Source organism: Flagellimonas flava (assembly GCF_900129665.1).
Classification (GTDB): domain Bacteria; phylum Bacteroidota; class Bacteroidia; order Flavobacteriales; family Flavobacteriaceae; genus Flagellimonas; species Flagellimonas flava.
Window position 1 is genome coordinate 154,967 of sequence record NZ_FQWL01000001.1, and the last position, 23,980, is coordinate 178,946.

Genomic DNA, 23,980 nt, shown 5'->3' on the forward strand with positions numbered 1-23,980 from the left:
TTTAGTCAACAGAGTTGAATTCCTCTATAATTTCTTCGAATTCCAAGATGTAGTAGGTGCCTTTTTTCTCCGTATCCCGACTTATGGTTCCCCTGAGTTGTCTGGCCAGATTATAAATCAGTTTTAGGCCAAGGGATTTAGAGGTTTCTGGATTAATATCTTCTGAATATCCGGCACCATTATCCCCTAATTGCATTTCATATCGCTTATCGGAAAGCTTGCGTAGGGATATTAGGATTTCACCGGCCTGATCTTCCGTGATTCCATATTTAAGGGCATTGGTGATGGTCTCATTAATAATAAGCCCTAAGGGAATGACCGTGTCAATGCTGAGTTTATGATCATCCATATGAAGGCTTACCTTGATCTTGTTTGTATTCCCCTTAACCGATCGTACCAGATAATTGCACAACTCCTCTACATAGGGACGCAGCTCTATTTTAGATAGGTAATCGTCTCGTTTATAAAGCATCTCATGAACCATGGCCATGGATACCACACGGTTTTGGCTACTTTTTATGATGCTGCTTATTTTTTCATCGGCAATGGCCCTGGATTGCAAACTTAGCAAGCTGGAAACCGTTTGCAGATTGTTTTTGACCCGATGGTGCACCTCCTTCAAAAGAGTTTCTTTTTCATCTATCCGTTCTTGGACCTCCCGCCGGGATTTGTACAACTTATGATGAGCGCGCAACAGGTTCTTTCCAAAAACGCCCCCTAATAAATACACCGCAAAAATGACACTAAGAAAGGCGAACCATCTTCTGGAAGCTTCTGGAACCGTATTTTCGGACAGTTTAAAATCTCCTAAATCGTATAAGAATATGAGCGTAACTACAATAAGGTTAACTATTAAATAGAATTGTCCGTACATGGTCGTAGTAACGTAGCCAGCGAAAACTACTATGGCCAGAACCAAAATGAACGGACTTTGAATTCCTCCACTATATATGGTGATGAGTATTCCTCCTATCATAGCCAAAATTGACGAGACATTATAGGTGGCCGTCAAATTTTTATGCTTGCTATAAAGAAAAGTATTGATGAAGTTGAGCAAGGCATAGCCAAAACACACAAAAGGGATTACCCCTTTGATATCAAGGAAGAACATACAGACCAACCCAAAAGCAATAGACGTAAGAATGGAATTGTGGTTGACCTTTAAAATCAACTGAATTTTGTCCTGTAGACGACGTTTGTCCTCATTGGGCGCATTCATAGGCGTGTGGTACGGTTATTTTCCTTTACTGTGATGGTTTATTTAGACAGTAAAAGTAGCTCTTTACGGGGGTGTTTGGGCTATAAATCTAATTATGTTTTTTATATAATCAAAAACGACAGCCATAATCGACTGTCGTTTAAGGTTTTCCCGATTTTCGGATTAGTCCTCCACTAAGACCCATTCGCCCCGATCGATAAGAGGCTCGGCCTGTTTATATTTTACGGTCTTGCTTTCTCCCGACATGACATTTTTAATGGTCACCCGGTCGTTTCTTCCAATTTTTGGTCGCTCACGAACAATGGTCTCCGTAATCTGGGGTCTTCTTCCCTGGGTTTGACCTGCGGCGCGATTCTGCGCTGCCAATTCATCACTATTTGGGATTTCCTCTTTTGAGGTCTTAAGATTTTCTTTTGGCCGTCTTACACTTCTAGCTTCTTGGATTTGATTGGTGTTTTCGGATGGAAGCTCCCCTTTGAAAAGGAAGGAAATAACCTCCTTGTTCACCTTGTCAATCATTTCTTTGAAGAGCTCAAAGGCTTCAAACTTGTAAATAAGTAATGGGTCCTTTTGTTCATGGACGGCCAACTGCACGGATTGCTTTAGCTCATCCATTTTACGAAGGTGTGTTTTCCAAGAATCATCGATAATCGCCAAGGAGATATTCTTCTCGAAATCAGTGATCAATTGTTTCCCATCACTGGTATAGGCCGCTTCCAAGTTGGTGACCACATTGAGCGTCTTTATACCATCCGTGAAAGGAACCACAATACGCTCAAACTTGTTGGTCTGATCTTCATATACCTTTTTAATGACCTGAAATGCCACAGTGGCGCTGCGTTCCATTTTTTGCTGATAGAACTCATAGGCCGCCTTGTACACCTGATTGGCAATATCCTGAAAGCTTAATTTTCTAAATTCCTCTTCCGTGATGGGAGAAGTAATCGAAAAGTACTTGATCAGCTCAAACTCGAAGTTTTTATAATCTTCAGCAGCTTTGTTGGTGTCGGCAATGACCTCGCAGGTATCGTAGATCATGTTGGCGATATCCACCTTTAACCGCTCTCCTTGAAGGGCATGGCGTCTACGTTTGTATACGACCTCCCTTTGTGCGTTCATTACATCGTCATACTCCAGCAAACGCTTCCGGATACCAAAGTTGTTCTCCTCCACCTTTTTCTGGGCGCGCTCAATAGATTTGGTCATCATGGAATGTTGGATAACCTCTCCTTCTTCCAAGCCCATGCGGTCCATCATTTTGGCCACCCGGTCCGAACCGAACAAACGCATTAGATTATCTTCCAAAGAGACATAAAACTGCGAACTTCCCACGTCTCCTTGACGACCTGAACGTCCCCTAAGCTGTCTGTCCACACGCCTAGAATCGTGGCGTTCCGTACCTACAATGGCCAGACCCCCGGCATCTTTTACCTGATCGCTTAGTTTGATGTCCGTTCCACGTCCCGCCATGTTGGTGGCAATGGTAACTATACCTGCGTTTCCAGCTTCGGCGACAATATCAGCTTCTTTTTTATGTAGTTTGGCGTTCAATACATTGTGCGGAATCTTACGCACGCTAAGTAACTTGGACAACAATTCCGAAATCTCAACCGAGGTGGTACCGATCAATACAGGTCTGCCAGATTTGGAAAGGTCTGTAACCTCTTCAATAATGGCATTGTATTTTTCCCGTTTGGTCTTGTAGATCAAATCATGGCGGTCATCACGCGCAATAGGCCTATTGGTCGGAATTTCCATAACGTCCAACTTGTAGATTTCCCAGAATTCCCCGGCTTCGGTAACCGCGGTACCGGTCATTCCCGCCAATTTGTTGTACATCCTAAAGTAATTCTGCAACGTAATTGTAGCGAAGGTTTGGGTCATGGCCTCAATCTTCACGTTTTCCTTGGCCTCAATGGCTTGGTGCAATCCGTCTGAGTAACGTCTACCGTCCATGATACGTCCGGTCTGCTCATCTACGATCATCACCTTATTGTCCATTACCACATATTCCACGTCCTTTTCAAAAAGCGTATAGGCCTTGAGCAATTGGCTCATGGTATGGATACGCTCGCTTTTTACCGCAAAATCTTTAAAGAGTTCTTCCTTGAGTTCGGCTTCTTTTTCAATTTCCAGTTCCTGCTGCTCAATTTTGGCGATTTCACCACCAATATCGGGCATCACAAAGAAATCCTTATCCTGGTCTCCAGAAATGTAGTCGACCCCCTTGTCGGTCAATTCAATCTGGTTGTTTTTTTCGTCAATAGTGAATAACAAATCGGCATCTACCTTGGGCATCTCCCGATTATTGTCCTGCATGTAGAAGTTTTCAGTTTTCTGAAGCAATTGCTTTACACCTTCCTCACTTAGGAATTTAATCAGGGCTTTATTTTTTGGGAGTCCACGGTGAACTCGAAGCAATAGGAAACCACCTTCCTTAGTATCCCCCTCCTTGATAAGCTTTTTGGCCTCGGCCAAAACTCCAGTTAGGTGCTGACGTTGTTTCTGTACAATGTCGGAAACCTTTGGCTTTAACTCGTTGAATTCGTGACGGTCACCCTCTGGCACGGGTCCCGAAATGATCAAAGGAGTCCTTGCATCATCAATTAATACGGAATCTACCTCATCCACAATGGCGTAGTGATGTGGAGGTTGAACCAAATCCCCAGGGGTATGGGCCATATTGTCCCTTAGGTAATCAAAACCAAATTCGTTGTTGGTTCCGTAGGTGATATCAGCATTGTAAGCAGCCCTTCTTCCTTCGGAATTGGGCTGATGTTTGTCTATGCAATCCACAGAAAGTCCATGGAATTCGAAAATAGGAGCCATCCAGGCACTATCCCTTTTGGCTAGGTAATCGTTCACGGTAACCAAATGGGAGCCTTTTCCAGATAGTGCGTTAAGGTAGAGGGGGAGAGTGGCCACCAAGGTTTTTCCTTCCCCTGTTTGCATCTCGGCAATTTTTCCTTGATGCAGGGCTATACCTCCAATCAATTGCACATCGTAATGGACCATATCCCAGGTAACCTCTTTTCCCGCGGCGTCCCACGAATTCTTCCATATGGCATTGTCACCCTCCAGGGTCACATAATCCTTGGAACCGGAGAGGCTTCGATCAAACTCCGAAGCGGTTACGGTCAAGGTTTCATTATTGGCAAAACGCTTTGCTGTTTCCTTGACAACCGCAAATGCCTCGGGAAGTATATTGTTCAGTGTTTTTTCGGAAATTTTATAAGCCTCTTCGCCAAGCTTATCTATTTCGGTATAGATCTCTTCGTTTCTATCAATATCTGTGGACTGCTCCACCTCTTCCTTTAAGGCGGTTATCTGATCATTGATTGCTTTGCAGTCTTCTGCTATTTGAGATTTAAATGAGGCCGTTTTTTGTCGCAGCTCGTCATGTGATAATCCTTCCAGTTGTTGTTCAAAGGATGTTATCTCTTTCACCAAAGGTTGCAATGATTTTACGTCTTTTTCGGATTTGTCCCCAACGAAAACCTTTAGAACGGAATTAATAAAGCTCATGAATAATTTTTCTTTTGGATTGCAAAAGTTGTTCCATTGTCCAGGGCGGCATGGAAACCTTTACAAGGCTGTCAAAATTACATAAAAAAAAGCCTCAGAAGAGACTTTTTAATACGTTTTGTTTATCTGGGAGATCAATACTCATCCTCGTTCCAAAGGTAATCTTCCTCGGTAGGATAGTCGGGCCAGATTTCCTCGATGGACTCGTAAATTTCACCACCTTCCTCTTCCATGGATTGTAAATTCTCTACAACTTCCAGCGGAGCTCCGGTTCGGATGGCATAATCTATTAATTCGTCTTTGGTGGCTGGCCAAGGCGCATCACTTAAATATGAAGCTAATTCTAATGTCCAGTACATAGTAACGGTTTGATTTTAATTTTTTGCAAAAATAATTTTTAAACCGAATTTGTCAAGTAAAATCGAATTTATTTGAAAATTATTTTTGGCGTGTTAATCTGAAACGCAGAAAATTAGGATTTATTCTTCCAATTTTTCGGGAACCCACTTGACCTCTTCCGCGTGTAGATCTTTTGACAACTTCCGTGCCAATACGAAGAGATAGTCGGAAAGCCGGTTAATGTATGACAATAAATTTTCTGGTACAGGCTCTTCTTCATTCAAGTAGGAGACCATGCGCTCACCTCTGCGACATACCGTTCTGGCAATATGACAGTATGACACGGTGGTGTGCCCTCCTGGAAGTATAAAATGTGTCATTTCCGGAAGTTGTTCATTCATTTCATCCATTTCTTTTTCCAATATTTGGATGTCTTCTTCGGAAATTCGTGGGATTTTTAGACGGTTGTCCTTGGTGGGTTCAGTGGCCAAAATAGCACCTACCGTGAACAATTTGTTCTGTATATGGGACAAAATTTCTTTGGAATGGGAATCCATATTCTGATCTCGGAGCAGCCCTAAAAAGGAATTCAGTTCGTCTATAGTGCCGTAGCTCTCTATGCGAATATGGTGTTTGGGAACCCGTTTACCCGTAAAGAGTGCCGTGGTGCCTTTATCACCGGTTTTGGTATAGATTTTCATTTTTTAGCAATCAATGGACAATTAGTATTCAAGAATTTCGGGCAGTTTAAGGGTGGTCATTGGTAATCGTTACCTGCGATTGTCATGGCGTCTTTTACCTTCCATAAACTTTCGGGATTTTCTTCGTTTTGTGCCCCTTTTGTTTCTAAATAGCACAACGAGATAAATCAACCCCAAAATCCCTAGCGCATACCAAATGGTGTAATCTGTTGTCGCAGTTTCCATACTTAAAATTAGTTTTTTAAATCCGGATGGTGAAATGTTCCTTTTCTTGTTCCTTTCTTATACAAAGAGCTCCCAAGTTGTACATATCAATACTTACCGTAATATCGGACAGTTGTATGAGTTGGTTCCATCGCCTTTTTTGTGCAGGCGTTTGATAAATACCATCAACCAAAATAACACTATCGTTATGAACTTTTCCTTTGGAAAGTAGCTGCTCGAATTGAAACACATCGAGGTCTTTTGTATAAACCAGGTCGAACAAATTTGGGTTGAGTTGTAGTTGGGGGAAGGTGTCCATCACTACTTTAGCGGCTTCAATATCATCCAAAACGGCAATACTTTGGCTTTGGAAGTACGAAATCGTTTTTAGTAGGACATTGATGGATTTATCATGGTGCCATCGTTTTCTAACATTTAAACACTGGGTAACGTACTTAAAGACAAACGGGGAATGCACCCCGTGCTCATTGGTGGATTTTCGAAGAAAACCGATATAGGATAAAATTTTGTCCATCACCCTTCCAAAATTGCCGAAAGTTCAAACCATCGCTCGGTTTTGGTTTCTATCGAATCGGATAGTTCCTTAAGTTCAATGGACAATTGGGCAATGGTATCTCCATCCAAATCAGGATCAACAAATTTGTTCTGCAATACCTCCTTTTGTTTTTCCAACTTCTGGATTTCCTTTTCCAATTGCTTGTGTTCCTTTTGCTCCAGATAGGATAATTTTCTGGTTGAATCCTTTTCTTTCCAAGAGGTCTTAACCGTTTTTTCTCCTTCACTGTTTTTGGCTTCCCGTTCTGCGGTCGTTTTGCTGGTTTCGTAGGCACGGTAATCGGAATAGTTGCCGGGAAAGTCATCGATGGACCCACTTCCTTTGAATACGAACAAATGGTCCACGATCTTATCCATAAAGTAACGATCGTGCGAAACTACTACGAGACACCCAGGGAAATCCAGCAGAAAACTCTCCAGCACATTGAGCGTCACAATGTCCAGGTCATTAGTGGGTTCATCCAAAATCAAAAAATTGGGATTCTGGATAAGTACGGTACACAAATACAGGCGTTTGCGTTCTCCTCCGCTTAGTTTTTCCACAAAATCGTACTGTTTTTTGCGATCAAATAGGAAGCGTTCCAGCAATTGCTGGGCTGAGATTTGTTTTCCTTTTTTCAAGGGGATGTAATCCCCGAATTCCCGTATAACATCAATAACCTTCTGTCCTTCTTTTATGGAGATGCCTTTTTGGGTGTAATAGCCAAATTTTATAGTGTCACCAACAACGACCTTGCCCCCGTCCGGAAGTTCTTTTTGAGTAATAATATTCAAAAAGGTGGACTTACCGGTACCGTTTTGACCAATGATCCCAACACGTTCTCCCTTGGTGAAACTGTAATCCAGTTTGTCCAGAATGGTTTTTTCGCCATAGGTTTTGGAAACGTTGTGCAATTCTAGGATTTTACTGCCCAAACGTTCCATGTTCAACTCCAATTGCACCTGATGCTCCTGTCTTCTTTGATGCGCTTTTTTCTTGATCTGCATGAAGTCATCTATGCGGGATTTGGATTTTGTGGTGCGTGCCTTGGGTTGTCTACGCATCCAGTCGAGCTCTTTTTTGAACAATAGTTTGGTCTTGTGCTGCTCCACGGCCTCGCGCTCGGCTCTTGCCTCTTTTTCCCGCAGATAGTAGGAATAGTTGCCCTTATAGCTATACAGTTGGTTATTGTCCAGTTCAATGATCTCATTACAGACCCTTTCCAAAAAATAACGATCATGGGTCACCATGAACAGCGTTATGTTTTCCTTACTGAAATAGGCTTCCAACCATTCGATCATTTCAAGGTCCAAGTGGTTGGTCGGTTCGTCCAAAATCAGTAGTTCCGGCTTGTTTAATAAGGCGTTGGCCAAAGCCAACCGCTTTTTTTGTCCACCCGAGAGCTCACTCACCTTTTGATCTAATTGATTTAAATGAAGCTTAAAAAGAATCTGCTTGTACTGGGTTTCAAAATCCCAGGCATTAAGTCTCTCCATGGCTTCAAATGCCTTTTGGTAAGCTTCGGTATTTTCTGGATCTAGAACTGCTTTTTCGTAAGTCGCAATTACCGATAAGGTTTCATTTTCGGTGCTTAGAATAGTCTCTTCAATGGTCAAATTTGGATTCAGATAGGGCTCCTGTTCCAAAAACGAAATTTTAATTCCTTTTCTAGAGACCACCTGACCGGTTTCGGAACGATCTTTTCCTGATATAATATTGAGTATGGAGGTTTTCCCACTACCATTTTTGGCGATCAAGGCTATTTTTTGATCTTTATTGATTCCAAAAGAAAGATTGGAAAACAAGACCAATTCGCCATAAGATTTTGATATGTTCTCAACGGTGAGAAGATTCATTCAGTTAAATTTTGAGGATACTACTTTTGGACAAACTTCAAAAGATAAACGTACCGCACGGCAAGGGTCAAAAGTAAGGGAATCAACACTGGGGAAAAAATTTGGACGTTCGCCAACCATACTATCAGCAGCAAAGCCAAAAGTCCAAGCGCGGTCCATAAATATTTCAAAAACCAACTGGGAAGTTGCTGTTTAAAAACAAAAACATAGGAAACGAACAGATTCAAGGGGAAGGCCCAAAGAATGTTGAAATTTCTGGGTGTTGAGGTATGATCTGTAGCTACCCAGAGCAATACTAGGAAAGTTCCGATTAGTCCGGTTAAGGTAAAAAGCGAAAAATCGAGCCATCTACTTCTTGTGCCGTGCTTATGATCCAGATAAGTGACTGCAAGCGTAAACAAAAACAGGAGGCCAAACCAAAACAATGGAGACAAGGGGAAGAAGTTCTTTTGCTCTATCTCTGTATAATCTAGGACAGTCCGTTCCCTTTCTAGTAGCGGTTTGCCATCTTTTCTGGTGTTCCTAATTTGTTCCATGGCATAGTAAGGCAAAAACATATGCTCCTGCACGGTAGCCGTCCTATCCACCACCGAGCCGAAGGCCACGTCAATACCAAAGGAGGACCATGAGTTTAACTTCAGGTTTTGCCGTACCAATTGCCTGAACGTATATTGTTTTTCCAAATGGGAACCTTCAAAAACGATGTTATCCCCATAAAGTTCTTTAAGAATATCACCTGCAACACTTGAGCAATTATTTAGCAATGGATCATAAAGATAATCTCTGTTTTCGGGTAGATAGTTGTTTTCTAAATAAGTGAAAAATGCATTTTTTTCATCTAAGCTTAGGTTAAGTATTTGTTCCCTTATCCATCTTCTCTCCATTTCATATTGAAATAGAAATCTATCGAACCTTCTTCTTGACAATGAAAAAATCAATCTGCCCTTGACAAAGTTGAGATAGAAGTTCGGTCGATTAAAGTCAAAAGTACCATAGTTATAGACCACATCAATACCCAGGACAGAATCTTGAACACGAAATGCGGTATGCCCGAATGCGGAGATTAAATCATCTCCCGCTGCACAGGTCAATAAGCTTATTTGGGATTTTTCAGTGAGTGAGGGAATTTGCGAAAACATTCGTTCCGCAAACAGAAGTGTGAGTGCCAAAAAGAAAACCCGTAGTTTCATTTGTGACTTCATGAGCGCAAATATCAGAATAAATCGGACAGGTAGTGCCATGAAAATCCAACAGTTTCTTTTTTAGCTTATTTTTACCAAAATCCTAAACCTTATGAGGTCTTATATCCCCAATTTTTTAACCTTGCTGAACCTATTTAGTGGTTGTGTGGCTGCCATGTTTGCCGTAATGAACCAACTGGATATGGCCGCTCTTTTCGTTTTTATCGGTATTTTTTTTGATTTTTTTGATGGGCTAGCTGCCCGTGCCCTGAATGTTCAGAGCGAGGTTGGGGTACAATTGGATTCCTTGGCGGATATGGTGACCAGTGGGGTGGTGCCTGGGATTGTTATGTTTCAATTATTGGAAATGTCGCAAACTTCAGGATGGGGTTCGGGAGCCAATTTTATAGGACTTGATGCATCCCCAATAGCTTTCTTGGGATTTGTTATTACAATGGCCTCTGCGTATCGTTTGGCCCGATTTAACATCGATGAAAATCAGGTATCTTCTTTTGTGGGACTTCCCACCCCGGCAAATACACTTTTGATTTTGTCCCTACCATTGATATTATTGTTTCACAACAACGACACGCTTAACGGTATCATTCTAAATCAATGGTTTTTGATTGGATTGACTTTTGTAAGTGCCTACCTGCTAAATTCCAAAATGGAGCTGTTTGCCTTAAAATTTACTAACTGGAGCTTCAGGGACAATTCGGTCCGTTATCTTTTTCTGATAGGGAGCTTGGTGCTGTTAATCACCCTACAGTTTCTGGCCATCCCGATAATCGTGTTTTTTTATATTGCTGCATCCTTTTTTCAGAACAAAAAGGAATAGAATTGGGAGCTGTTTGCTAAAAGTCCAGTTTCTTTTTTCGGAGCTCAAAGTTTTGACCTAAGTATACTTTCCTTACCATTTCATCAACGGCCAGTTCCTCTGGTACCCCGGCCTTGAGAATACCACCCTCAAACATAAGATAAGAACGTTCCGTAATGGCCAAGGTCTCTTGCACATTGTGATCGGTAATCAGAATGCCAATGTTCTTGTTTTTCAACTGGGCCACAATACGTTGAATGTCCTCCACTGCAACGGGGTCCACTCCGGCAAAAGGCTCGTCCAAAAGGATAAATTTGGGGTCTGTGGCCAATGCGCGAGCTATTTCGGTCCTACGGCGTTCTCCTCCAGAAAGAAGGTCACCCCGGTTTTTCCGAATGTGTCCAAGACCAAATTCGTCAATAAGCGATTCCATTTTCATGTGTTGCTCCTTTTTACTCAAATTGGTGAGCTGAAGCACGCTTAAAATATTTTTTTCGATGCTCAGTTTCCGAAATACAGAAGCTTCCTGAGCCAAGTAACCAATCCCATTTTGGGCCCTTTTATACATGGGGAATGTTGTGATTTCCATATCATCTAGAAAGATCTTTCCCCCATTGGGTTTGATCAGTCCCACGATCATGTAAAAAGAAGTGGTTTTTCCAGCGCCATTTGGACCTAAAAGTCCAACAATCTCCCCTTGATTGACTTCCAAGGAAATACCCTTTACAACTTTTCGGCCCCGATAGGCCTTCATAATATTATCGGCTCTTAACTTCATATGAATGCGCCAAAACTAAACATATTCTGTTTTTAGCTGGTCTTCTTTGGGATTTTTTTAGGTTTCGCTTTCTTCCAACGCCTCCCAAAACTCATAAGCCCTTCTCAAGTGAGGGACAACAATGGTACCGCCAACCAAGGTGGCAATTCCCAACGTTTCCATGACTTCTTCCTTGGTGGCTCCTTCTTTTTTGGAGCTTTCCAAATGATACTTTACGCAATCATCACACCGAAGCACGGCTGATGCGACCAGGCCAAGCAATTCCTTGGTTTTTACATCCAAGGCTCCGGCCATATAGGCATTGGTGTCCAAGTTGAAGATACGTTTGATGAGCTTGTTGTTTTCTGCCAACAACTTTTCGTTCATTCTGGCACGATAGGCATTGAATTCTTCTACTTTATTTGGCATTTTTCTTAGCTTTTTTAGCTTCTTGTTTGACCACAACCTTTGAAATATAAATGCTCGCTTGGTATAACAACAATACCGGTATAGCCACAATGATTTGGCTGGTGACATCAGGAGGGGTTATTACTGCACACAATATGAGGACAACGACAAGCGCTATTTTTCGATATTTTTTCAAAATTTCGGGGGTAACCAACCCTACTTTGGTCAGAAAGAAGATGATGATGGGAAGTTCAAACATAATACCACAGGCAATTACGGATGAACGTACCGTAGCGATGAAGGAACTGATATCAATTTCATTGGATACTTCCTGGCTGACCTGGTAGGTCCCCAAAAAGTTGATGGACAAGGGGGCCACTACATAATAACCAAACAAAACCCCAAGAAAAAACAATGATGATGCGACTAAAATAAACCCTCTGGAATACTTTCTTTCGTTTTCATGCAGGCCAGGGCTTATAAAGCGCCAGACCTCCCAAAGTACATAGGGAAAGGCAATAATGACTCCCGCCCAGATAGAAGTCCAGATATGCGCGGAAAACTGCCCGGCCATCGTTCGGTTCTGGATGGTAAATGGCAACGATTCCCCACAAAATTCTGAGTCGACTCCAAAGAAGTTGGCAATTCTACAGAAAAATTGGTAAGTAGGAAAGTCCATTTTTTTAGGACCGAAAATGATAGTATCAAAAATGAAATCCTTCATGATAAAGGCTCCGCATCCCACAATGACAATGGCTACGGTAGATCTGATCAAATGCCAGCGCAGTTCCTCCAAATGGTCCAAAAAGGACATCTCGTTGGGGTGTTCAATCTTTTTCGTCATTACAGAATACCTTCATTTATGAGGTTATGGATATGTACCACTCCAGCATAGGTTCCATTTTCAAAGGCAAGTAGCTGCGAAATACCATTGTCCTGAAGGGTTTTTAAGGCTTTTACGGCCAAGGTATCGGTATCCACGGACTTCGGGTCCTTGGTCATGATATCCCCGGCGGTCAATTCTCCAATATTGTCGTGTTTGCGAAGCATTCTTCTAATATCCCCATCCGTGACCACGCCAACAACCTTACCGTTTTCAAGTACGGCTGTTACCCCTAACATTTTTTCTGAGATTTCTACAATGACCTCCTTCACACTTGAATGTATGTCTACTTTCGGAACCTGATTGTTTACCACAATATCGGCGACCCTTAGGTATAATTTTTTCCCTAGCGCACCTCCGGGATGGTATTTGGCGAAATCGGCACTGCTAAACCCACGAAGTTCAAGCAGGCAGATCGCGAGGGCATCTCCCATGGCTAGTTGGGCCGAAGTACTTGTTGTGGGAGCCAAATTATTGGGGCAGGCCTCTTTTTCCACGTAGGTGCTCAGAACAAAGTCGGCCTGTTTGGCCAGAACGGAATCCATATTCCCAGTAATGCCTATGAGTTTGTTCTTGCCAATTTTAATCAAGGGCAACAAAGCCTTTATTTCTGGGGTATTTCCACTTTTTGAGATACAGACTACCACATCATTTTTTTGAATGGTGCCCAAATCGCCGTGAATAGCATCTGCGGCGTGCATAAAAATTGCAGGAGTTCCCGTTGAATTGAGGGTGGCCACAATCTTGGAGGCAATAATGGCACTTTTTCCAACTCCGGAAACTACAACCCTTCCCTGGGATTGAAGGATGAACTGAACTGCTTCGGCAAAGTGATCATCTAGAAAATCGACCAAGTTGAGAATGGCCTTGCTTTCCGTTTCCAGGGTTCTTTTTGCAATGGATAAAATAGACTGGGTATCGCTCAAGGTAATAAACAGATTATCTAATTGTATTCCTAAAAGAATGTCTTATATTTAAGATTACAAAACTAAACAAACTATCTCTTACTGACCATTTACGGAAGACAGATTACTTCTTCTTCCCAAAATTAGAATGTTTCGGCCTCAAAATTAGGTTGCTTGATTAAAATAGAACACACGGAAATGGGTTCCACTAATACCGATTTGTACTCCTCGCTAAAAAAGTATTTTGGTTTTTCACAGTTTAAAGGACTTCAGGAGAAAGTAATTCAGAATATACTTGATGGGAATGACACGTTTGTAATAATGCCCACTGGAGGTGGAAAGTCGTTGTGCTATCAACTTCCGGCTATTATGCAGGAGGGTACGTCCATAGTGGTGTCCCCATTGATTGCGTTGATGAAGAACCAGGTGGATGCCATCCGAGGGGTTTCGGAAAACCATGGTATTGCCCATGTTCTAAACTCCTCATTGACCAAAACGGAGGTAAAACAGGTGAAAGAAGACATTTCCAACGGCGTCACTAAATTGTTGTATGTGGCTCCTGAATCGCTTACCAAAGAAGAAAATATTGAGTTTTTAAGAGGTGTGCCGCTCTCCTTCGTGGCAGTGGATGAAGCACACTGTATCTCCGAGTGGGGGCATGACTTCAGACCGGAATACCGCAATCTTAAAAACATCATTAACCGACTGGGGGATGATATTCCCATAATAGGGCTTACGGCAACCGCCACGCCCAAAGTGCAGGAGGATATTATCAAAAATTTAGGCATGACGGATGCCAAAGTTTTTAAGGCTTCGTTCAACCGTCCCAACCTTTTCTATGAGGTGCGACCGAAGACTCAGAACGTTGACGCCGATATTATAAGATTTATAAAACAGAATCAGGGGAAATCAGGGATTGTATACTGTCTCAGCAGAAAGCGGGTGGAGGAACTTGCACAGGTTCTTCAGGTGAATGGGGTTAGTGCGGTGCCCTATCATGCAGGCTTCGATGCCAAGACACGTTCCAAATACCAGGATATGTTCTTGATGGAGGAAGTGGACGTGGTAGTGGCTACCATTGCATTCGGAATGGGAATTGATAAGCCCGATGTTCGTTTTGTAATCCATCATGATATACCCAAAAGTATAGAGAGCTATTATCAGGAAACCGGACGAGCCGGACGGGATGGGGGTGAGGGCCATTGTTTGGCCTTCTATGCCTATAAGGATGTTGAAAAACTTGAGAAATTCATGTCTGGAAAACCCGTTGCGGAACAGGAGATAGGAAATGCCCTCTTACAAGAAATTGTCGCCTATGCCGAAACTTCTATGTCGCGCAGAAAATTCATACTCCATTATTTTGGAGAAGCATTTGACGAAGTCAATGGAGATGGAGCCGACATGGACGATAATACCCGTAACCCAAAGCCAAAAGAGGAAGCAGGGGATGAGGTAGTGAAACTGTTGAGTGTGGTCCAAGGAACAAAGGAAAAGTTTAAGACCAAGGAAATTGTAAAGGTGTTGGTGGGGAAGGTCAATGCAATGATTTCATCGCATAAAACCGATGAAAAGGAATTCTTCGGTATTGGAAAGGAGAAGGATGAACCCTACTGGATGGCATTGACCAGACAAGTGTTGGTGGCTGGTTTGCTAAAAAAGGAAATTGAGCAATACGGGATTTTGCACGTGACTCCAAAAGGAGAGGAGTTTCTAAAAAAACCATGCTCTTTTTTAATGACCAAAGACCATGAGTATAGCGAAGCTAAAAACGATGCTATCATTACTGCCGCCAAATCTTCTGGAGGGGCCGCGGATGAAAACTTGTTGAAACTGCTTCGCGATCTGCGGAAAAGGGAAGCGGCAAAAATGGAAGTCCCGCCCTTTGTTGTCTTTCAAGACCCTTCATTGGACGATATGGCCCTGAAATATCCCATTAGTATGCCAGAGCTATTGAATATTCACGGTGTTGGCGAAGGGAAGGCCAAAAAGTACGGGAAACCTTTTGTAGAACTCATTTCAAAATATGTGGATGAACACGATGTCATTCGCCCAGATGATTTGGTAGTGAAGAGCACCGGGGCCAATTCTGGTTTAAAGCTCTACATCATCCAAAATGTGGATCGCAAATTGCCCTTGGATGACATTGCATCGGCGAAGGGACTGGAGCTTCCCAATTTGATCAAGGAAATGGAACAGATTGTCTTCAGTGGCACCAAACTTAATATTGGTTATTGGATTGATGAAATCCTGGATGAAGACCAACAAGAGGAAATCCATGACTACTTTCTGGAAGCTGAAACAGATTCCATATCTGAAGCCATTGAGGAGTTTGAAGGAGATTATGAGGATGAAGAGTTACGGCTCTACCGCCTCAAATTTATTAGTGAAGTCGCTAATTAGTAACCACTATAATCGCTCGCCCCGATCATTGCGATAATGAATCCAAAGTATAGGATAACCAATATCAGGTAAACCAGGGAAAGTGCCAATCCAACATAGGCCAGTATTTTTCCGGTCTTTACATTGCTGTAGTCGGTATAACTTTCATGATTTTGAAGATAAAGTTGGTTTGCGGTCTTGGCTTTTACCAAGGCGATAATGCTAAAAATTGCTCCAAAGGGACCACAGCAAAATATAGTGCCAACAATGGAAATAATTCCCATTGTTAGCACTGTACTGGCCCCTGGTAAGGGTTGTTGACTCATAATTTATTTGTTGTTAACCTCCGTATTGTTCTAGAATTTGCTCCTGCATTTCTTGGATTCCATCCATGCCCAATGTGCTGAACAAGTAAATGGTGTAAATCAAGTACAGAACGTTCAATACAATACCGATAATGGCTAGAATTCTACCGGTCTTTACATTGCTGAAGCCTGTATATGATTCTGGGGATTCCATGTAAACTTTGGTGGCCTTGTTAGCCATGACCACGGCAATGATTCCAAAAATTAGACCTAGGATACCATAGCAACAACAGGTTACAATGGAAACGATTCCGAAAACCAGAATCAGCGTTGAATTTGGGAGTTTTTGTTGTTCCATAATTTAATATTTAATTGAAAAGATTGTTCATTTTAAGTACGTAGCTGATAATGATGGTACCAGCGGTAACCAACATCAAAACAAATTTTATTTGATGGGCGTGTTTTAACTTTAGAAAGAGATTGGTAACCAAAAACAATAAAAGCACCATGATGGGGTAGATGGCGGGATACATATGAAAGGCACCGGCAAAATCACCTTGGGCCAACAAATGTATGGAGCGTTGCATGCCACACCCTGGACAATCCAAACCCGTAAGTTTCTTGTTGAGACAGGGCAACATAAAGTCCCTGGCGTGAAGAAGTACAATGGTCAGTTGCGATTGCATGGTAATGGTTATGGCCAAGAAAATTACTATTATTTTTGCGATTGCTGTTAAACTTTTCAAAATATTTTAGTGTGTTTCCCCATGGCGGATCTTTGTGTAGGTGATAAAGTTGAAGTTTTAGATGAGGCTATTTCTGGCCATGTAATCGAGGTTTCCGGCGATGAGATCACACTTGAGACCGATGATGGCTTTCCAATGCGATACAGTAGCAAGCAATTGGTGAAAGTAGGCGATCGCATAAAAGTGTCCAATCACGAAGCTACCCTGGCAAAAAGAGAAAAAGAGATTAAGCGAAAAAAGATTACTTCAATCCCAAAGCCCAAGGAAAGAAACGCTCCCAAAATGGAGGTAGACCTTCACATTCATCAGCTAGTGAAATCTACTAAAGGACTCAGTAATTTTGATATGCTCAACATCCAATTGGAAACTGCCAAAAGACAATTGGAGTTTGCCGTGACCAAACGAATACAAAAGGTAGTTTTTATTCATGGAGTGGGAGAAGGTATTCTAAAAGAAGAGCTCCACTATTTGTTCAAACGATACGACCGTCTTAAATTCTACGATGCAGACTATCAAAAGTACGGTTTGGGCGCCACGGAAGTTTATATTTTTCAAGAGACCTAATTGGAAATCACAGTATTGACCTCTCCGAACTCCTCAACGGCCAGATTTGTGATTCGTTCCCCGTTTTCAGCTACGAAGGAGATTTCGGTCAGGCGAATGGTATGCACAAAATTAGTCCCGTCCGCGTCAGATACGGTTTCTATGCTCACAATTCCATCTTGCGCCTCAATTTCCTGAACCACATTGGGAGAGATGGGTGGAATGTCATCGCAAAAATAGTTTGACGAAACATCATCTGAAAAAATACGATAGGTCAATTTGGATTGTCCTGGAACCGTGCTGGTAGTGGTTATGGTCTCACCAACCACCCCATTATCCAAAACCCCGCTGGGTAATTCTAGAATAAGGGCCTCCGTAGTGTTGATTTTGAATAAGATATTGGCCGATGTAGCTACCGGGTCATCACAAAATTGAAGTGTGGTGGAATCAAAATCAATAGTGTCCACCTGTAAATCTCCATCGCTACAAGCCGTTAGAAGCACGGCAAAAAGAATTGGGAAGCAAAATTTTCTCATGCGCCAAAGTTAAAGCAATTCCATTTTAATACCGAAAACAGGGTAAGGACTTTAAAAGAAATTAACTTTATTTCACCTATTTTTGACCTTGTTTTAAATGATAGCTAAGTCATGCAAAAAGTGTATTTGGATAATGCTGCCACAACCCAGGTCAGGGATGAGGTAATTGTTAAAATGCAAGATGCCCTTGCCAATTTTTATGGAAACCCTTCCTCCACCCATAGCTACGGGCGATCCGCAAAGACCGCCGTTGAAAAGGCCAGGAAGACGATTGCAAAGACCTTGAATGCGCAACCTTCGGAAATCATTTTTACCTCGGGAGGCACGGAAGCGGATAATATGATTTTACGTTGTGCGGTCCGTGATTTGGAGGTAAAGACAATTATTACTTCCAAAATTGAGCACCATGCGGTTTTGCATACGGCTGAAGAACTTGAAAAGGAGTATGGCATAGCCTTGTGGTTTGTGGATTTGGACCCCTATGGAAATCCAAAGATGGATCATTTGACCAAGTTGCTCCAGAAGGACGGATCAAAGAAATTGGTCAGCCTAATGCATGTTAACAACGAGATTGGGAACATTGTGGACATTGATGCCATTGGTGCCCTTTGTAAGGAGTACGATGTCTTGTTCCATTCCGATACGGTGCAGTCCGTGGGCCATTACCCCTGGGATGTTCAGGAAACCCATGTGGACTTTTTTACGGCCGCAGCGCATAAATTTCACGGGCCAAAGGGTGTAGGTTTTGCGTTTATCCGGAAAAACTCTGGTTTGAAGCCCATGATTTTTGGGGGCTCCCAGGAAAGGGGCTTTAGAGCAGGAACAGAGCCTTTTCATAACATTGTAGGTTTGGAGGAAGCATTTGTACAATCTTATGATCTCTTGGAAGAGGAGATGGCATACGTTAAAGACTTGAAAAGCTATTTTCTGAAACAAATCAAGGAAGCGATTCCGTCAGTGGAATTTAATGGGCACTCTGGGGATACTGATAAAAGTACGTATACCTTGGCCAATGTACGCTTGCCTTTTGACAAGCAACAAGGTCTTATTCTGCTTTTTCATTTGGATATGAAGGGAATAGCCTGTTCCAAGGGTAGTGCATGTCAATCAGGAAGTAGTATGGGCTCACATGTGCTTACTGAGCTGTTGCCTGCTGAGGAGTTGGAGAAACCGTCTATCCGGTTTTCGTTCTCCAAATACAACACTAAAGAGGAGTTGGATTATACCATTGGTGTGCTGAAGGAATTTGCAGCAGGTTAATTCCGTTTTTTTCGTTGTTTTTTCTCCTTGTCATAAGGGAATTTCCTTGAAGCTAACCTCATCATTTTGTCGATGAGTTCCGTGGTGTTCTTACCTGTTTTTTTGGTGATGGCCTTTTCGTATTTCCACAAAAGTTTACCAGAATCCCCATCGCTTACCTTAACACCGATTCTTCCGTAGTTGGCATCACCGCTAAAATAATCGAAGAGGTTAAAATCTGTGGGTACACCTTCGGACAATAAGATATTTAGATTTAGGTTGCCGCTGATGATACCGTCCACCTCCAGAATCTTACAGAGTTCTTTAATGGTGTGGATGTCCAAGTTATCATAGGAGATTCCATTTTGGGCAAGAATGGCATTGGTGTCTTCAATATTCTGAAAATCAACATTGAACCTTTTCCTTTTTTTTCGTTTGGAAAAATAGGTTTCCAATGCATTTTGAACGGCATAACCCTCTTTTTGGGCCAGCTCTCTAAGTTCGTCCCTATTTACGCTTCTTTTGAGATCTAAATTGGCTATGAACGGAATAATGGCCAATTCTTCATGGTCCATACTCAATTCGTCAAACCGTCTATTTTCGTAGATATTTTTTTGCGCAGATGCGACGAAGGTGCACAAAAATGCAAAAAGCAGTAGTATTCTTTTCATTCAAATAGTTTAAAACCGTACGCCAAACTTTAGGTTAAGGACCCTACCTGTCAGGAAATTTGGCACCGCAAACTGACTTCGTGTGTCCACATCCCTGACCCATGTGTTGGTAATGGAATTAAGGTTATTGAACATGTTGAATATTTCAAAACCCGCACTGAACTCCTTAAACCGATGCAACCAATGTCCTTCTGGGTACTGATTTTTTCTATCGGCAAAAATATATGAAATTCCCATATCGGCCCTCCTGTAATCTCTTAATCTATTCTGAAAATCGTAAGGGTCGGCCTCATTTGGGGAGCCTCCAGGAACTCCTGTATTGTAGACAAGATTAAGATAGAGCTTTAAATTGGGGATGTTGGGAATATAATCCTGAAAAAGAACACCCAATTTCAAACGCTGGTCAGTTGGTCTGGTAATATATCCTCTATCGTTTCTGTTTTCCTCTGTTCTTAAGAAGCCGACACTGACCCAGGACTGGGCACCGGGCACAAATGCACCTGTAAGTCTAAAATCGAACCCATAGGCATAAGCAGTGGCATTGTTTTGAGCTGCGTACCTTACCCGCACATCTTCCACTGTATACGGATTGATATTGGTCATATCCTTGTAATAGGCCTCTGCTATAAGTGTAAAAGGGCGCTCCCAAAGTATGGTGCTATATTCACTTCCAAGCACGTAATGAACCGACCTTTGTGCTTCAACATCTGGATTTATGTTTCCCGTTATATCCCTCAATTCTCTGTAAAAAGGAGGTTGTTGGTAGCTTCCAATGGCAAAACGGAAGAGAACATCTTCTTGCCAATTCGGCTTAATGGAAAACTGTGCCCTTGGACTTATCAAGGTCTGTGAGTTAGTGTCGAATCCTTCGCCACTCAAAGTCCAATGCTGTGCCCTTAGCCCTAGATTATAATAGATGTTATGGCTGCCCATCTTTGCCTGCTTGCTGTACTGAACAAATCCGGATACCCTATTGGTCATGACAAAATTCGTGGCTTGAGCACTTTCAAAGGCCACAAGGTCACCTGCAAAAGGCTCTTCAGGTTGGTTGTTCGCAAAAGCTGGTTCAAAGGGTCTTAAGAAGAAACCGGCCGAGTCTATAAATTCGGCTTCACGTAACTGGTCCCTAACATCTTCATGGGTAAATTTAACTCCCCATTCTATCGTGGAGTTGCCCTTTTTATGTATACCATTGTGTTTAAAGTTGAAAATGAGGGCATCAAGTTGGTTTCTAGCCCGATTAAATTGGGAGCCAACCCCTCTTGAGTTGGTTATCTCGCCAAGGTTTTCGCTACCAAGATTGGTGTCCACCTCACCCAACTCATAGGAAGCAATTACATCCGAAAACTCCTCCTCCTGGGTATGATATAAGGAAGAAGTTAGGGATAACTTGGTATGGTTATTAACGACAAAATCAGCCTTTAAAGCAGCAAGTCCGCTATCATATCTATTTTTCTCCTGCCCTTCATAAAAAACCACCAAGGCCCTAGGGTCGTTCAGGGTTCCAAAATTGGTCTGGCGGGTCAATGGTTCATTTTGATAATCGTTCACGGAATAAGTGCCGAGAAAACTGAGATGGAATCGATTTGAAAATCGATACGTAAGATAACTTTGAACATCTACGAAGGTGGGATTGAAATTACGTTCCGTTTGTTGACTGTTTACAAAAAGGCTGTTATTTCGATACCGAAGGCCTGTGATGCTGCTAAATTTTTTGTTCTTAGAAATGGTTTCAAGGGTGGTACTGGCTCCCAGAAGACTGCCTTCGATTTGAAGTCCAAATTCCACCGGAATTTTATAGGTGATATCCAGGACCGAGGATAATTTGTCGCCATACTTGGCCTGAAAACCCCCAGGTGAAAAATCCAAAGTGGAAGTCATAGTACTGTTTACAAAGGACAGACCTTCCTGTTGGGCGGAACGCACAAGAAAAGGACGATATACCTCTATGCCGTTGACATAGATGAGGTTTTCTTCAAAATTACCGCCTCGTACATTGTATTGGGTGCTGAGTTCATTATTAAAGGATACCCCCGGCAAAAGTTTTAAAATATTTTCAACTCCGGCATTTGCACCCGGGATTTTGCGGACCACCTCGGGCGCTATTGAAACTATGCCCTCCACTTTTTTCTGACCTGTTGGTGAAACCTCAACACCGGCCACCTGGATTACTTCGGTCTTCATGACCGGGTTGAACTCGAAAGTTTCATTGGTGGTTAAGATTAGGTTTTCGAGCACTACATTTCTATGACCTAAATGGGAGAAGGTTAACGTAGTACTTGTCTCAGCAATCAATTGAAGGATATAATAGCCGTTGGCATCTGTGGTGGTCCCAAGGGCTCCAGCAGTAATGTTTACATTGGGAATAGGTTGGTTGTTCCCATCCAACACTGTTCCAGCTATGGTGGCAGTTTGTGAAAATAGGCTACACGCCCAAAATAGGGCTAAAAGAAAAAAAAGGGGTTTAAGACGGGCCAACACTATTTTCTGAAAAAGGTACTTTCAAAAGTACTGGAATTACCGACATTATCGGTTACCTTGACCTTAAGGTCGCATTGGGTTTGGTCCAATATCCGGTCATCAAAGTTATAGGTAATGGTCTTGGTTTTTGGCTCGTATTCCATCAAAATCCACTTCCCATTAAGGGTCGCGGAATACGTGTTTATACCGCTGAGGTCATCCGAAATCTCCAAACTGAGATAGCTGTAGTTGCTAAGCCACTGCTTTTCCTTAAAATTTCTTGGTTTTATGGTGGGAGGCACGGTGTCTTTTGCTAAGGTGTAGGTGCCCATGGTTCTTGTCCTGGTTGTAAAGAAACCATCTCTTTTAAAAGTTCTGGAATGCCTTGGTTTTAATTTTTCATCCAAACGGGCTATGAACAACTGCTTTTTATCAGCTTGGGAGTATTTGGTGGCATCAAAACTGATGGTGAAATTTCTATGTGCCGCTACCTCATTATTATGGATTCTAACGGTGTCCTTTCCCTTTTCCAAATCAATGTAAAAGTCTTCGTAAAATGTATTGGCCGGGAAATATACTTTGGCGGCACCTAGGTCAAAATTATTGGGTTTGTCGGCTAGTATAAAATGGTCCGTTTTCTCATTTTTACGGGAAATGGCGGCTGTTTCCTTTTTCCCCTCCACGGGAATGACCAATTTTACCTCGTTCTGTTCGATATCAGAAATTAAGAGTTCAATGTTATAGGACATCCCTTCCTTAACGGTTACCTTTCCATTGTTTTGAAGTGTGCCATATATACTTAGGTGGTTGTGGTTTTCTTTGAAGCATTTTTGAATGCGTTGGCGGTATTTGCCAAAATGGGCATAATCTATTAACGTGTTAATATATCGGGTCTCTCCAAAGGAGAAAGTATCAAAATCGTATTCTGAAACCACTTTACCATTTACTTTTTGTTTCACAGCATAGACTCCATTTTTGTTGGCGGCCATATCTTGTCGGTCAAAACTATTAAAACCAAAGCCAATAGTGCCAATAGCTGTTACCTTATCCGCTAGGAAAGAACCGTCAGGTTGTTTGGTGTAGTTAAGTTGTATTTTTTTAGCGCTTCTGTTGATCAAGGCGTCATCGGATAACGGATATCCATATAGTCCAAGTAATGTGGGATTGGTAGCGTCCCTGACTTCATAACCATACAGCAAGGGGTTCGTTGGTTTTTCGGTGACACTGCTTCGAATCTCAAAGTGAAGATGTGGTCCCGAAGATCCACCTGTGTTCCCGGAATATGCTATGGTGCTGCCTTTTGTCACTTTCAACTCCCCATAGTCTGGAAAGGTTTCCACCTCGTAAGACTGTTTTTTGTATTGCAGTTTTTTAATGTATTCCTCTATTTCTGGACTAAATTTTTTCAAATGGGCATATACCGAGGTATATCCGTTGGGATGCGCTACATAAAGGGCTTTGCCATAACCCCAAAGGGATACCTTTATTCTTGTTACCGTGCCGTCCGCTATGGCCAGTACTGGAAGTCCTTGCCTCCGCTGTGTTTTTATGTCGATTCCCGAATGGAAATGGTTCGAACGAAGTTCCCCAAAAGTTCCAGCAAGGACCAAAGGGATATCCAATGGGGATTGAAAGGCGTCTTGGGGGTATTTTTCCTGTGACGAGAGTAGGGGGGAGAATAGGAGGAGGATTCCCAAAAAGTGTAACCGCATAGTAGAATTTATAATTACATACGAATGTAACCAATGTT

22 protein-coding genes are annotated in these 23,980 nt (G+C 42.3%); 4 read left to right on the plus strand and 18 right to left on the minus strand.

What is annotated here, in order from left to right; translation table 11 throughout:
- Position 1: 1 nt before the first annotated feature.
- From BUC10_RS00795 to BUC10_RS00825, 7 genes are all read right to left on the minus strand, one after another.
- Positions 2-1,219: a sensor histidine kinase gene (locus BUC10_RS00795; RefSeq protein WP_073176020.1), complete on the minus strand. Its 1,218-nt coding sequence runs from the start codon at positions 1,217-1,219 to the stop codon at positions 2-4.
- Positions 1,220-1,381: 162 nt separating this feature from the next.
- Positions 1,382-4,744: a preprotein translocase subunit SecA gene (secA, locus tag BUC10_RS00800; protein WP_073176021.1), complete on the minus strand. Its 3,363-nt coding sequence runs from the start codon at positions 4,742-4,744 to the stop codon at positions 1,382-1,384.
- Positions 4,745-4,878: 134 nt separating this feature from the next.
- Positions 4,879-5,103 carry a DUF2795 domain-containing protein gene (locus tag BUC10_RS00805; protein WP_013551418.1) on the minus strand — a complete coding sequence of 75 codons (225 nt, stop codon included), beginning with the start codon at positions 5,101-5,103 and terminating at the stop codon, positions 4,879-4,881.
- A 120-nt stretch (positions 5,104-5,223) separates the two neighbouring features.
- Positions 5,224-5,784 (minus strand): cob(I)yrinic acid a,c-diamide adenosyltransferase, encoded by a 561-nt coding sequence (locus tag BUC10_RS00810; protein ID WP_073176022.1) that lies wholly within the window; start codon positions 5,782-5,784, stop codon positions 5,224-5,226.
- Positions 5,785-6,025: 241 nt separating this feature from the next.
- A complete protein-coding gene (locus BUC10_RS00815) occupies positions 6,026-6,523 on the minus strand; it encodes a hypothetical protein (protein WP_073176023.1) in 498 nt (165 codons plus the stop codon).
- The gene (locus tag BUC10_RS00820) at positions 6,523-8,400 is read right to left on the minus strand and encodes an ABC-F family ATP-binding cassette domain-containing protein (protein WP_073176024.1); all 1,878 of its coding nucleotides are present in this window, start codon (positions 8,398-8,400) and stop codon (positions 6,523-6,525) included. Before BUC10_RS00820 ends, BUC10_RS00815 begins: the two co-directional genes overlap by 1 nt.
- A gap of 20 nt (positions 8,401-8,420) precedes the next feature.
- Positions 8,421-9,641, minus strand: a complete 1,221-nt coding sequence (locus BUC10_RS00825; protein WP_084732492.1) for a lipoprotein N-acyltransferase Lnb domain-containing protein — start codon at positions 9,639-9,641, stop codon at positions 8,421-8,423.
- 52 nt (positions 9,642-9,693) lie between these two features.
- Here BUC10_RS00825 and BUC10_RS00830 point away from each other — a divergent pair, with 52 nt between their 5' ends.
- Positions 9,694-10,419 (plus strand): CDP-alcohol phosphatidyltransferase family protein, encoded by a 726-nt coding sequence (locus tag BUC10_RS00830; RefSeq protein WP_073176026.1) that lies wholly within the window; start codon positions 9,694-9,696, stop codon positions 10,417-10,419.
- Between the two features lie 16 nt (positions 10,420-10,435).
- Here the strand turns inward: BUC10_RS00830 and lptB are convergent, their stop codons facing one another.
- From lptB to BUC10_RS00850, 4 genes are read right to left on the minus strand one after another with little or no spacing between them, the layout of a single operon-like run.
- Positions 10,436-11,176, minus strand: coding sequence for an LPS export ABC transporter ATP-binding protein (gene lptB, locus BUC10_RS00835; RefSeq protein ID WP_073176027.1), 741 nt, complete (start codon positions 11,174-11,176; stop codon positions 10,436-10,438).
- A 57-nt stretch (positions 11,177-11,233) separates the two neighbouring features.
- Positions 11,234-11,584 (minus strand): carboxymuconolactone decarboxylase family protein, encoded by a 351-nt coding sequence (locus BUC10_RS00840; protein WP_073176028.1) that lies wholly within the window; start codon positions 11,582-11,584, stop codon positions 11,234-11,236.
- Complete coding sequence (gene tatC / locus BUC10_RS00845; RefSeq protein ID WP_073176029.1) at positions 11,574-12,407, minus strand: twin-arginine translocase subunit TatC; 834 nt, start codon at positions 12,405-12,407, stop codon at positions 11,574-11,576. Before tatC ends, BUC10_RS00840 begins: the two co-directional genes overlap by 11 nt.
- On the minus strand, positions 12,407-13,372 hold the full coding sequence (locus BUC10_RS00850; RefSeq protein WP_073176030.1) for a KpsF/GutQ family sugar-phosphate isomerase: 966 nt from the start codon (positions 13,370-13,372) through the stop codon (positions 12,407-12,409). The genes tatC and BUC10_RS00850 overlap by 1 nt, the downstream gene beginning before the upstream one ends.
- Before the next feature lie 177 nt (positions 13,373-13,549).
- On the opposite strand from BUC10_RS00850, the gene recQ reads away from it, so the two are divergent.
- Positions 13,550-15,751 carry a DNA helicase RecQ gene (gene recQ, locus BUC10_RS00855; RefSeq protein WP_073176031.1) on the plus strand — a complete coding sequence of 734 codons (2,202 nt, stop codon included), beginning with the start codon at positions 13,550-13,552 and terminating at the stop codon, positions 15,749-15,751.
- On the opposite strand, the gene BUC10_RS00860 is transcribed toward recQ, so the two are convergent.
- Genes BUC10_RS00860 through BUC10_RS00870 form a run of 3 tightly spaced genes read right to left on the minus strand, consistent with a single transcriptional unit; the run spans position 15,748 to position 16,721 of the window.
- The gene (locus BUC10_RS00860) at positions 15,748-16,056 is read right to left on the minus strand and encodes a CCC motif membrane protein (protein WP_073176032.1); all 309 of its coding nucleotides are present in this window, start codon (positions 16,054-16,056) and stop codon (positions 15,748-15,750) included. The two genes, recQ and BUC10_RS00860, sit on opposite strands and share 4 nt — an antisense overlap.
- Before the next feature lie 13 nt (positions 16,057-16,069).
- On the minus strand, positions 16,070-16,393 hold the full coding sequence (locus BUC10_RS00865) for a CCC motif membrane protein (RefSeq protein ID WP_073176033.1): 324 nt from the start codon (positions 16,391-16,393) through the stop codon (positions 16,070-16,072).
- Positions 16,394-16,403: 10 nt separating this feature from the next.
- Positions 16,404-16,721 carry a DUF2752 domain-containing protein gene (locus tag BUC10_RS00870; protein WP_073176034.1) on the minus strand — a complete coding sequence of 106 codons (318 nt, stop codon included), beginning with the start codon at positions 16,719-16,721 and terminating at the stop codon, positions 16,404-16,406.
- 81 nt (positions 16,722-16,802) lie between these two features.
- Here BUC10_RS00870 and BUC10_RS00875 point away from each other — a divergent pair, with 81 nt between their 5' ends.
- Complete coding sequence (locus tag BUC10_RS00875; RefSeq protein WP_073176035.1) at positions 16,803-17,345, plus strand: Smr/MutS family protein; 543 nt, start codon at positions 16,803-16,805, stop codon at positions 17,343-17,345.
- On the opposite strand, the gene BUC10_RS00880 is transcribed toward BUC10_RS00875, so the two are convergent.
- Entirely contained in the window at positions 17,342-17,860 is a 519-nt protein-coding gene (locus BUC10_RS00880) for a hypothetical protein (RefSeq protein ID WP_073176036.1), read from the minus strand. The genes BUC10_RS00875 and BUC10_RS00880 overlap by 4 nt on opposite strands.
- A 111-nt stretch (positions 17,861-17,971) precedes the next feature.
- Between BUC10_RS00880 and BUC10_RS00885 the strand changes: the two genes are divergently transcribed.
- Positions 17,972-19,120 carry a cysteine desulfurase family protein gene (locus BUC10_RS00885; protein ID WP_073176037.1) on the plus strand — a complete coding sequence of 383 codons (1,149 nt, stop codon included), beginning with the start codon at positions 17,972-17,974 and terminating at the stop codon, positions 19,118-19,120.
- On the opposite strand, the gene BUC10_RS00890 is transcribed toward BUC10_RS00885, so the two are convergent.
- The 3 genes from BUC10_RS00890 to BUC10_RS00900 are packed head-to-tail and all read right to left on the minus strand — an operon-like array spanning position 19,117 to position 23,942.
- Entirely contained in the window at positions 19,117-19,770 is a 654-nt protein-coding gene (locus BUC10_RS00890) for a hypothetical protein (protein ID WP_073176038.1), read from the minus strand. The two genes, BUC10_RS00885 and BUC10_RS00890, sit on opposite strands and share 4 nt — an antisense overlap.
- Before the next feature lie 9 nt (positions 19,771-19,779).
- Positions 19,780-22,248: a TonB-dependent receptor gene (locus BUC10_RS00895; RefSeq protein ID WP_073177030.1), complete on the minus strand. Its 2,469-nt coding sequence runs from the start codon at positions 22,246-22,248 to the stop codon at positions 19,780-19,782.
- 2 nt (positions 22,249-22,250) lie between these two features.
- A complete protein-coding gene (locus BUC10_RS00900) occupies positions 22,251-23,942 on the minus strand; it encodes a M23 family metallopeptidase (RefSeq protein WP_073176039.1) in 1,692 nt (563 codons plus the stop codon).
- Positions 23,943-23,980 lie beyond the last annotated feature (38 nt).